The following is a 10,950-nucleotide window of genomic DNA, read 5'->3' as shown; positions in this document are numbered from 1 at the left end:
GTCAACGTTCTATGGGCCCTGATCCGTGACGGGAAGAGCTACGAGCCTGCACTCCCCGTCACATCAGCGGCTTGACAACATCATTAGGAGGTCAGGAGAGTGCCATCCGGTTGTATCGGGCGCCCTTTCGATTCCGCTCTTCCAGGGAAGGCCCGGTCGGCAGCAGCGACGTCGCGGCCGGTCAGCGATCACTGTGGCCTCGACGACGTCCTGGGCAGCCCGCTCCACGACGCGGGCCCGGGCCAGGCGGTCGCCGGCAACCGCCTGGTCCCCCACGAGCATCGTCGTGGTCTGCTCCGTCACCCGGATCAGGTCGCTCAGTTCCTGGCTAGGATGCTCGGATGCACTTCAGCCTGCTGGGCCCGCTCACCGTCCAGGACAGCGCCGGCCGGGCGCTCCCGCTCTCCTCACCGAAGGCTCGGCTGCTGCTCGCGATGCTCCTCCTGCAGCCCAACGAGGCGGTGTCCCGGGACCGGTTGGTGGCGGCGCTGTGGGGGGAGGATCCGCCCGCGACGGCGAGCACCGCGCTGAACAACCAGGTCGTGCAGGTGCGCCGGGTCCTGGCGGCGGCCTGCGCACCCGGCGAGCCGTCGCGGCTGCGCACCGTCGCGCCCGGCTACCTGCTGGAGGTGCGGGAGGGCGAGCTGGACGCCGAGGTCTTCACCCGCCGGCTCGACACGGCCGGGGCGGCGGTGGCCGACGGGGACTGGACGAGGGCCGGCACCGAGGCGGCCGCGGCGCTCGCGCTCTGGCGGGGCACCCCGCTCGTCGACCTGCCCGCACCGGCCGACGCGTCGACGGCGCGGATACACGAGCTCACCGTGTCGCACCAGCAGGCCCTGGAGTGGCACTTCGAGGCGGAACTGCAGCTCGGCCGCCACCAGGGCCTGATCCCCGAACTGACCCGGGCGGCCGCCGAGCACCCGCTGCGTGAGGCCTTCCACCGCCAACTCATGCTCGCTCTGCACCGCAGCGCGCGGACGGCGGAAGCCCTGGACGTCTACCGCCGACTGCGCGGGGCCCTGGTCGAGGAGCTGGGGCTGGAACCGGGCCGGGCCGTGCAGGCCGCCCACCAGGAGGTCCTCGGCGGTGCCGCCCCGGGACGCGGCGGGCCGCTCGGCCGAGCGGCCGGTGGAGCACCGGAGACCTTTGCCGCGGCGATCTCGGGGCTGCCCCGGGACGTGGCCTCCTTCACCGGCCGCTCGGCCGAGCTGCACCACCTGCTCGACGCCTGCCAGGCCAGCATCACCCACGAGGCGGGCGTCATCGGGATCCACGCGGTGGACGGCATGCCCGGTGTCGGCAAGAGCGCCCTGGCGGTGCACGCCGCGCACCGGCTGGCCGCCGGGTTCCCGGACGGCCAGATCTTCCTGCCGCTGCACGCCCACACGCCCGGGACTCCGGCCGTCGAACCCGCCGACGCGCTGCTCAGCCTGCTGCTGTCGATGGGCATCGGGCCGGGGCAGATACCTGCCGGTCTGGACGCCCGGGCGAGCCTGTGGCGCAGCCGACTGGCCGGCAAGCGGATCCTGCTGGTCCTCGACGACGCCCGAAGCAGCAGGCAGGTCGCTCCGCTGCTGCCCGGCACCCCCGGGAGTCTGGTGCTGGTCACCAGCCGCCGGCGGCTGCCCGCGCTGCCGGACGCCGTGCCCGTCACCCTCGACGTGCTGCCGGCGGACGAGGCCGCCGCCCTGTTCATCGCGAAGGCCGGGCGCCCCGAACTGACGGCCCGGGACGCGGCGGTCCGTGAGCTGGTGCGCCTGTGCGGGTACCTGCCGCTGGCGCTGGCCCTGACCGCGGCGCGGCTGCGCCACCACCGCAGCTGGACGGTGGCCGACCTGCTCGCGGACCTGGGGGCGAACAGCGGCAGGCTGTCCGTCCTGCGCGCCGAGGGCCTGTCGGTGGCTGCCGCCTTCGACCTCTCCTACCGCGACCTGACCCCCGATCAGCGCGGCCTGCTCCGGAGCCTGGGCCTGCACGTCGGCGACGACATCGACGCCCGGGCCGCGGCCGCCCTCGCCGGCACCGATCTGCGCACGGCCCGCCGGCTGCTGGAGGAGCTGGAGGACCACCACCTGATCGAGGAGCCGGTGCGCGGCCGCTACCGGATGCACGACCTGATCCGCGAGCACGCCCGCGACCTCGCCGAGAACGGGGACCGGGACCGGGACGGAGATGGGCTCGGGGGCGGAGACGGGCACGAACTCGGCGGCGGTGGCGAGGGGCCGGGCGCACGCGCGGCGGCCGTGGACCGGCTCGTGGACCACTACCTGGCCAGCGCGCAGGCCGCCGACCAGCACATCGCCCGCCACCACCCGGTGCCGCGGGGCTCCCTGGGCGCCCGCCCGGACACCGTCCCGGACTTCGCGGACCTGGCGCAGGCGGACGCCTGGCTTCGGGCGGAGCGCGTCAACCTGCACGCGGCCGTCGAGTACGCCGCCGCCCACGGGCGCCCCGAGCACGCCATGGCCCTGCCGGTGGCGATGCACGAGTTCCTGCGCGGTCAGGGCCGCTGGCACCAGGCGCGCGTGCTGCACGGCATCGCCCTCGAAGTCGCCGACCGCGCCGGCGACCGGATCGGCCGGGCGGACGCGCTCACCAATCTGGGCGTACTGGACTCACTGTCCTGCGAGTTGACGCAGGCGGAGGACGGCTACCGGGAGGCCCTCACGCTGTACCTGGAGACGGGCGACAGGCTCGGCGAGGCGCGCGTGCTCGGCCTCCTCGGCGACGTGCTGTACCTCCAGAACCGGTGCGAGGAGTCCGCACGCAGCAACGAGCAGTCGCTCGAACGCTACCGGGCGATCGGCAACCGGCGGGGTGAGGCCACCGCCGGCCTGAACCTGGGGTACGTCCACTACCTGCTGACCCAGTACGACCAGGCGGTGACGCACCTGCAACCCGCGCTGGAGCTGTTCCGTGCCCTCGGCTACCGGCTCGGGGAGGCCAACAGCCTCAGCGCCCTGTCGGCGGTCCAGGAAATCCTCGGCCAGTACGAGGAGTCCGCCGCCGGCCACCGTGCGGCGTTCGCCCTCTTCCAGGGGCTGGGCAACCGCTTCGGCCAGGCGAACACGCTGTTCAGCCTCGGCACGGTGGAACAGTTCACGGGGCAGTACGCGCTGTCCGCCGAGCACCAGCAGGCGGCCGGGGAGATCTACCGCGAAATGGGCTCCCAGAACGGGTTGGCGAACACGCTCATCAACCTGGGTTATGTCCTGCGCGTGACGGGGCGTTACGAGCAGGCCGAGAGCGCGTTGCGCGAGGCGCTGCACCTCGACCGGGAACACGGCCTGGTCCGCGGGGAGTTGAACGCACTGCTGCAGCTGGGCCATCTCCTGCTGGACACCGGACGCGCCGGGATCGCCGTCGAGTACGCGCAGAAGGCGGTGACCGGTTTCGAGGAGAGTGAGCACAACCTCGGCCATGCCCGGGCGCTGGCCTGTCTGGCCCTCGTGCGGCACGCGACGGGTGACCACGCGGGTGCCGCGGACGCGCTGGACCGGGCGCTGCCGGTCTCCCGCGAGCTGGCCGGTCCGGCCGAGGCGGAGGTCCTCAACCAGATCGGCCGGGTGGCGCTGCTGATGGCCCTCGACGGCAGGCCGACGGTTGTCGGTGCGCCGGCCGGTGGGCGGGCCGGGAGAGGGGTCGGGGAAGGGGGCGGGGTCGGGGTCGGGGCCGCCGAGCAGGCGTTGGCTCACCATGAGCGGGCGCTGGAGATCGTCCGGCCCATGGCCTTTCCACTGCAGCAGGTGCTCGCGCTGGAGGGCATCGGTGCTTGCCTGTGCCACCTCGGTGACGCCGACCGCGGTCACGCCCGGCTGCGCGAGGCCCTGCGGCTCGCCGAACCGCTGGGCACGCCCGATGCCGCCCGGATCCGGGCGCACCTGGAGGGCTGCGACTGCGAACGCGGCTGACCCCCGGTTGCCTCCGTCTCGCTCAGCTCGTCCGGACCGCTCCCTCTGCCGCTCCTTCTGCTTCTGCTTCTGCTTCTGCTTCTGCTTCTGCCACACCTACGGCCACGACGCCCCGCGCATCGCTCACCTGCTGGGCGGGCTACCGGTGCGGGTCCGGCGACCTTCGTGCGCTGCGACGTGTCGGTGGAGGCGGACGTCGAGGCACTGGTCGGCCACACCGTCGAGCGTTACGGGCGGCTCGACATCATCCACTCGACGATCAGCATGCGCATGAAGCGGTCCTCCCCGGCGCACACCACCCGGCCACCGCATCGGCTACGGTGCCGCCTCCACCCCCACCGGAGGACGCCGGGCGAAGGCCGGAGCGTGTTCCGGGCGCGGTCCCACGGCGATCAGCCGCGAGACGAGGTGGCGGAAGGCGGGCAGGTGACGAGCAGCCAGGATCACCGGGCCGGGCGCACTGGTACGACTGCCCCGCAGCACCGGGACGAAGAAGGACTGCTGCAGCATCAGTTGCAGCCGCTGCATGATCATCATCGGTCCCTGGCGCCGGCGCTGGACCCTCGCCAGGTCGGCGGTGGTCAGCCGGCCGCGTCGCAGCGGCTCGGCGAGCAGGGCAGCCGCTGCGACGGCGTCCTGGATCGCGAGGTTGATCCCCACTCCACCGGCCGGAGACATCGCGTGCGCGGCGTCGCCGATGAGCAGCAGGCCGTCGGTGTACCAGCGGCGTAGCCGGTTGAGCCGGACCTCCAGCAGATGGACGTCGTCCATGCTCGACAACTGGTCGACCCGGTCCGCGTAGCGGGGCATCAGCTCGGCGATCCGCGCCCGGAACCGTTCGATGCCTTCGGCGCGCAGGCGGGCGTCGGACCCCTTCGCCGTGGAGTAGGAGATCTGGAAGTAGTCGTTCCTGGTGAGGCTCAGCGCGAAGGCTCCGGTCCCGAAGGAGGGGATCAGCCTGCTCTCCTCGGCCTGCTCCGCGGGGTACCTGGGCAGCCGCAGCCACCAGGTGTCGAAGGGGACCGGGAGCTCCTTTGGCACCAGTGCGGCGTCCTGCCGCAGCGCGGAGTGGCGGCCGTCGGCGGCGACGGTGAGGTCTGCCCGGATCTCGCCCTCCTCTCCGTCGCGGGTGCGGTAGCGGACGCCGACGACCTTGCCGTCCTGCCGGAGCAGTCCGGTGGCCTCGGTGTTCATCCGCAGGGTGAAGGCGGGCTCGCGGCGGGCCGTTTCGGCGAGGAGGTTGAGCAGGTCCCACTGCGGGACCATCGCGATGTAGTTGTACGGCGCGGGCAGGCGCGCGAAGTCGGTCATCTGCACGCGTCGGCCGTCCGAGACGGGCAGCTCCATGTCGCCGAGCCTGCTCTGCGGCAGTGCCGCGAACTCCTGGCCCAGGCCGAGTTCGTCCATTAAGCGCACGGTGGAGGCGTGGACGGTGTCGCCACGGAAGTCCCGCAGGAAGTCGGCGTGCTTCTCCAGCACAGTGACCTCGACGTGGGCCCGTGCCAGCAGCAGGCCCAGCATCATGCCGGCCGGTCCACCCCCCGAGATGACGACAGTCATGACTCCTCCCATCGTTGCGAGTGCATCGATCCAAGAGCGGGATTCCGCCTGGAACTTTCTTAGATAGTGTCTCTGGAACGGTGTCAGGCGTCAAGCAGTACCATGGTCCACATGTCGAAGCGTGATCAGCTGCAGGACCTGGTGGCCGCCGCCCTCGCGGAGGCGCGCAAGCGCGGCACGGACGTCGCGGACCTTCCGCTGACGGCGATCGCCACGGCCGCCGGGGTCTCGCGCAGCACGCTGCTGCGCAGGCTCGGCGGCTCCCGGGGCGCACTGGACGAGGCGGTGCGACAGTCCGGCGTGGATCCCGGCGGCCGGCCGCCGGTGCGCGAGCGCGCGATCGAGGCAACGGCCCACCTGGCGGCCGAGCTCGGCCTGGGCGCGGTGACCCTGGACGCCGTCGCGGAGCGGGCCGGGTGCTCACTGCCCAGCCTGCACACGGTGTTCGAGGGCCGGGACGGCCTGCTCGCGGCGGTCTACGAGCGGTTCAGTCCCCTGACCGAGCTGGAAGCGCTCGCCGCCGACCCGCCCGAGCAATTGGAGGACACCGTGCGGGAGCTCTGCCACGCCGTGGTCACGGCGTGGCAGCGTGAGCCCCGTGTACTCCCGGCCATCTTCGCGGACCTCTTCAGCCGGCCGGACGGACCCGCCGCCCATGCCATGCAGGGGTACTACCCACGCCTGTACCACTGCCTCGACCGGCTGCTGCTCCCACACGTGGCGGCGGGCCGGCTGCGCGAGATGCCGCTTCCGCTCCTGACGCACCTGCTGCTGGGACCGATCCTCGCCCACCTGCTGCTGCGGCCCGTCATCGGCCCCACCATGGGCAGCGACCTGCCGCCGGTGGAGGAGGTCTGCGAACTCTTCGCCGAGACCTACCTGCGCGCCCTCGCGCAGGCACAGTAGCGCCCGGGCGCAGCGGGTCCCGCCCACCCGGTGTTCTGCCGCTCCGGCCCGTGCCGAGGCGGGCACCGGCGCCGCCGGACCGGACACGGGCACGGCGCCCTTCGGGGCGGTGGCAGGGGTGGCCGTGGCGGCGAGTGCGATGGCGTTCGCCGACAGCGGACGCGTGGTGCGCGGCGTGCGCTCCCGGTGGGCGGCCTGGTCGCCGACCCGCCGGTTCGCCTCGTCGGACGTCGACCCCGCCTTGCCCTCGGGCGGCCGGAACAGCGAGTCCCTCACCGTGAACAGGCCGTCGCTGCTGCCCTCCTTGCCGCCGGCCTCGCGCATCGGCTCGACCTCCAGCGCGTGGTCGCCGATCGTGAACTGCGCGCGGCTGGTCGACTCGATCAGGGAGGGCGCGCCGGTCCCTGCCCGCGGCGGCGTCCGACCTCACCGGAACCGCTTGACCCCGCCCGACCGCCGGGCCAGGCGACGTGTACGGCAACGGCCGCACTCACCCATGCCGTTCAGCAGTGCGCGTGGCGATCGCGAAAGACGCCCGCCGGACCGTGCCCGAACCCGATACTGCGGACATGTCAAAGTTTCCCGCCCGTCATGTCGCCCCGTCACCGAAGAGGACGCGAGCCATCAGGCGTGCCGCGGCAGTCGCGTCCGCCCTGTTGCTGGGCGCCGGGCTTGCGCCGGCCGCCTCCGCCGCAACGCCCAACGCGGGCGGCTCGGATGCGGAGCAGCTCGGCACGTACTGGACCGCGGCCCGGATGAGGGCCGCGCTGCCCGACGAGACCGAACCCGCCCAACCCGCCGCACCGGCCGCAGCGCACGCAGCGGACGGGCCACGGCCCGGCGAGTTCATCCCTCCGAGCAGGAGCTTCGGCGGCATCCCGCAAGCCGGCACGTTCTTCTGGACCGACGCCGGCGGCACCGGCCGCACCTGCAGCGGCTCCGTGGTCCGCAGCCCCGGACACGACCTGGTGCTGAGCGCGGGACACTGCCTCACGGGATCCTCCGGTGCCTCCCCCAAGCGGCACCTGGGATTCGTTCCGCGGTACCACGACGGGCTCACGCCGCTCGGCATCTTCCCGGTCGAGGACAACGGCGTCTACATCTCGCAGGAGTACTACGACCAGGGTGAGCACGCCGGGGCCGCGTACGATTTCGGCTTCGCGGTGACCGAGCCCAACCAGGACGGCGTGCGGATCCAGGACGCGGCCGGCGCAGTCGAGTTGCTCACCGGCTCCGGCTACCAGCACGCCCCGGTACGGATGATCGGGTACCCGGCCGGCGCGCAGCAGCCTCTGGAGTGCCTGAGCTGGACCACCCGGTGGGTCAGCGACGACCCCGCGGATCCGGGCACCTTCGAACGCATCGCGTGCGAGGGCTTCGTGGGCGGGACTTCGGGCGGCCCCATGCTGGTGCCGTGGCCGGGCGGGTGGGCGGTGGTCGGGGTCATCGGCGGCTACCACACCGGCGGCAACACCCCCCAGATCTCCTACAGCGCAGACTTCGGCTCCGCCACCCGGGCCCTGTACGAAGCCGCAACCGCCGGCGCTCCCCCGGCGGGCCCGACCTCCTGAGCCCCGCCCGGGGATCCCCGGCGGTCAGCCGCCGGGGATGCCCGGAATCGCAGAGCGCGGTGGGTCGGCCCGCGCGGGCCGACCTGCACCGTCTCGCACCAACTCGACGGCGCACTCAGCGCTTTCCTCTCCGACGCCGGCGCGATACCGACCGGCACCCGACCGGCGCACCCGGTGCGGCGTGGAGCGGGCGCCCCTGGGACCGGCCGCACGGCTCCCGCCCGCCTTGAGCTGACGTTTCGTCACTGCCACGGGTGGACCGCCGGAACCGGAATCTAACTTCCTGTGAGTTTGCTGTCAAACCCTGAGAGAATCATGTCCACTTCCCGCCATTTTCATGTTCTGCCCATGACATGCAGGGGCTCCGGGCTCTACGGTGAGCAGCGCTCCGACTGACGTCGCGTCAACCGGAGTGAACGATCCCCCACTTTCGCTCTCCGTACCGAGCCGCCCCCACACGCGGCGCGGTGCGGCATGCCGGCGCTCCAACAGCCGGCACCCCCACAAGGAGCTCATCAATGCGTTCCCGCATAGCCATCGGCATCGCCGGTACCCTGGCCCTGTCGTCCTGCCTGGCACTGGCCGGCACCGCCACCGCCGCGACCCCCAACGCGCGGCCGGCCGGGCACCACGTCCACCACAAGCACTTCGCCACCGGCCTCGACCTGACGGCTCTCAAGGCCCACCAGCACATGATGCGCCCCGCGGCGGCCACCGCCCAGAGCCTGAGCGCGATCGCGCCGTTCGCCCGCTCGGGCGCTGCGCCCGCCAGCGCCGACCTGACCCAGTACGCGCTCTCCCCCGGCGACCAGGGCCAGGTCGGCTCCTGCGTCACCTGGGCCACCGGCTACACCGGCTACGGCGTCCTGATGAACGAGCAGGGCATCAGTGGCGCACCGATGGCCCCGATGTACATCTACTCGCAGATCGCCCAGGGCAACGACAGCGGTACCTACGCCAGCGTCGCGCTGCCGATGGAGCAGCAGCAGGGCATCGACACCCAGTCCGACTACTGGCAGGGCACCACCGACTTCACCACCCAGCCGGATGCCAACGAGACCGCCAACGCGGCCAGTTACAAGCTCTCGGGCTTCGTCCAGCTGCCCACCAGTGGCGATGCGGCACGCACCGCGATCGAGGACGCGATCTCCCAGGGCGAGCCGGTGCCGATCGGCTTCTCGGTCCAGCAGAGCTTCATGGACCTCAACTCCCAGACGGCGTCGGACTACAGCTACGTGCCTGGCGACACCAGCAGCGACCCGGTGGTCGGCGGCCACGAGATCACCATCGTGGCCTACAACGACCAGGGTGTGACGATCGAGAACAGCTGGGGCACCAGCAACTGGGGCAACGGCGGCTTCGCCAACCTCCCGTGGAGCTTCTTCAACGCGGGCGTGGTCGACGAGGCCCACGCCATGGGCAAGCTCGTCGCCTGACGCACCCGCGGGTCTGCCCCACCACTCACGCTGTGGGGCAGACCCGCGGGTTCCCGGGTGTGCGGCATGCCGCTGAAGTTCCCGGCTTGCCGCACACCCCGGGATGCAGGCGGTCACCCCGAGGGGGGTGACCGGACCGGCGAACGGCCTGGGTCGGTTCGCCGCCGACGGGCACCGTCATCCACCAGAGGCACTGCCGCGAGGTCGGACGACGCGACCGGCGGGGACGACACACCACCGCTGGCAGCACGGCTGTCGGCCCCTCGGCCTTTGGACAGCCGTCACCGCCCGGCCGCGGCCGGGCGGGTTCCCCGCTGCCGAGGGAGCGTGTCGTGTCGCGCAGGTGTCACGCGGGTAGGGCTCAGCCCTTCAGCTCGTGGCACAGGTTGAGGAAGAGATCGACGTTGGGGATGTCCGCCGCCGAGCCGGGCCCCACGGCGAGCAACTTGTTGGTGCCGTCGAACGACACGCGGCCGTCGTTCGTCCTGATCTTGACGATGTCCGACCAGGCCGCCGTGCACTTGCGGTCCGTCAGGCCGTGGCGGTCGACCGTGAAAGGGCCGAAGTCCACCGTCTCGCCGCGCGCGATGCGGGTGAGCACCCCGGGCAGCTGCGCCCGGGTGATGCCGCGCAGCATGTAGTCACCCCAGTCGCCCGGGTACTGGAACGGCGCACCGCTCACCAGCTCGGTGATACCGAACCGCTCCTTGTGCCGTGTGAGGAGGGTCCGGGTACCCAGCCCGATGTTCAGCGCATTGCCGCTCGGGTCGATCAGGGTGTAACGGGCATCCACCAGGCCGCCGTTGACGCTGCGGTAGTACCGCAGCGCCCGCGTCGTCCCCCAGTCGTACGCGGCCTCGAAGCCGTCGAAGCTGCTCACCACCAGGCCGCCGGTGTAGACGTACAGCCGCCACTCCTGCCACTTGCGCTGCTTCCAGCCCTGCTTCGAAGCGAACGTCCTGACCCATTCGCCCAGACCGCGGTGCCCGGCGAGCACGGCGGCGGATGTGCTCGGCTGCTCGGAGAAGACCTCGTCCATGTGGTGACCCCCTTGATTCGACTACGGATCAAGGTAGTTCAGGCCCCGCCACGGCCGGTAGCCCCCGTTGCCTTTTTGGTGGCCCCGCAACCGGGCTCCCGGCCTCCGGTCCGGCATGACTGTTCCCCCTGTGGCTCGCATGATCCGGGGGAGTGTCACCGGGCGAACTCCGAGCGGATCTGCCAGCAGCCCCACGCGATCCGCCGCTGGATCGAACCCGAGCACCGGGTTCCCCCAGCCGCCCTCCGCGGTCATCCGCGGTCATCCGCACGGGTTTGCCCAGCCCGATACCGGCCGGGGGGGGGGGGGGGGGGGGGGGGCCCGCGGCGCCCCCCCCCCCCCCCCCCGCCCCCGGCGCCCCCCCCCCCCCCCCCCCCCCCCCCCCCCCCCCCCCCCCGCCCCCCCCCCCCCCCCCCCCCCCCCCCCCCCCCGCCGCGGGGATCCGGCGATCCCGCGATCTAGGGGGTCGCTCCGCGGAAGTAGGGGTGGCAGCGCAAGGTCGGAGGGCTGACTGGGGGTTACCT

The 10,950-nt window shown here is 72.6% G+C and carries 6 protein-coding genes; 4 read left to right on the top strand and 2 right to left on the bottom strand.

Annotation, left to right across the window (positions count from 1 at the left end):
- Window positions 1-341: 341 nt before the first annotated feature.
- The gene (locus ACFZB9_RS36725) at window positions 342-3,914 is read left to right on the top strand and encodes a tetratricopeptide repeat protein (RefSeq protein ID WP_391454487.1); all 3,573 of its coding nucleotides are present in this window, start codon (window positions 342-344) and stop codon (window positions 3,912-3,914) included.
- Between the two features lie 315 nt (window positions 3,915-4,229).
- Here ACFZB9_RS36725 and ACFZB9_RS36720 read toward each other — a convergent pair whose 3' ends face one another.
- Window positions 4,230-5,474, bottom strand: coding sequence for an FAD-dependent oxidoreductase (locus tag ACFZB9_RS36720; protein WP_391454486.1), 1,245 nt, complete (start codon window positions 5,472-5,474; stop codon window positions 4,230-4,232).
- Between the two features lie 111 nt (window positions 5,475-5,585).
- Here ACFZB9_RS36720 and ACFZB9_RS36715 point away from each other — a divergent pair, with 111 nt between their 5' ends.
- The 3 genes from ACFZB9_RS36715 (at window position 5,586) to ACFZB9_RS36705 (ending at window position 9,387) form a co-directional block, all read left to right on the top strand.
- Window positions 5,586-6,380, top strand: a complete 795-nt coding sequence (locus tag ACFZB9_RS36715) for a TetR/AcrR family transcriptional regulator (protein ID WP_391454484.1) — start codon at window positions 5,586-5,588, stop codon at window positions 6,378-6,380.
- A 569-nt stretch (window positions 6,381-6,949) separates the two neighbouring features.
- Window positions 6,950-7,951 carry a trypsin-like serine peptidase gene (locus tag ACFZB9_RS36710; protein ID WP_391454482.1) on the top strand — a complete coding sequence of 334 codons (1,002 nt, stop codon included), beginning with the start codon at window positions 6,950-6,952 and terminating at the stop codon, window positions 7,949-7,951.
- Between the two features lie 518 nt (window positions 7,952-8,469).
- A complete protein-coding gene (locus tag ACFZB9_RS36705) occupies window positions 8,470-9,387 on the top strand; it encodes a C1 family peptidase (RefSeq protein ID WP_391454481.1) in 918 nt (305 codons plus the stop codon).
- Window positions 9,388-9,748: 361 nt separating this feature from the next.
- Here the strand turns inward: ACFZB9_RS36705 and ACFZB9_RS36700 are convergent, their stop codons facing one another.
- The gene (locus tag ACFZB9_RS36700; RefSeq protein WP_391454480.1) at window positions 9,749-10,426 is read right to left on the bottom strand and encodes a DUF6585 family protein; all 678 of its coding nucleotides are present in this window, start codon (window positions 10,424-10,426) and stop codon (window positions 9,749-9,751) included.
- Between the last annotated feature and the right edge of the window lie 524 nt (window positions 10,427-10,950).

It is taken from the genome of Kitasatospora sp. NPDC008050 (genome assembly GCF_042957465.1).
GTDB lineage: Bacteria > Actinomycetota > Actinomycetes > Streptomycetales > Streptomycetaceae > Kitasatospora.
This window is presented reverse-complemented; position numbering and strand designations above follow the sequence as displayed.

Bases quoted from the DNA above. Each gene is read 5' to 3' on its own strand.
- ACFZB9_RS36720 (WP_391454486.1), bottom strand. From the start codon at position 5,474: ATGACTGTCGTCATCTCGGGGGGTGGACCGGCCGGCATGATGCTGGGC.
- ACFZB9_RS36705 (WP_391454481.1), top strand. From the start codon at position 8,470: ATGCGTTCCCGCATAGCCATCGGCATCGCCGGTACCCTGGCCCTGTCG.
- ACFZB9_RS36710 (WP_391454482.1), top strand. From the start codon at position 6,950: ATGTCAAAGTTTCCCGCCCGTCATGTCGCCCCGTCACCGAAGAGGACG.
- ACFZB9_RS36725 (WP_391454487.1), top strand. From the start codon at position 342: ATGCACTTCAGCCTGCTGGGCCCGCTCACCGTCCAGGACAGCGCCGGC.
- ACFZB9_RS36700 (WP_391454480.1), bottom strand. From the start codon at position 10,426: ATGGACGAGGTCTTCTCCGAGCAGCCGAGCACATCCGCCGCCGTGCTC.
- ACFZB9_RS36715 (WP_391454484.1), top strand. From the start codon at position 5,586: ATGTCGAAGCGTGATCAGCTGCAGGACCTGGTGGCCGCCGCCCTCGCG.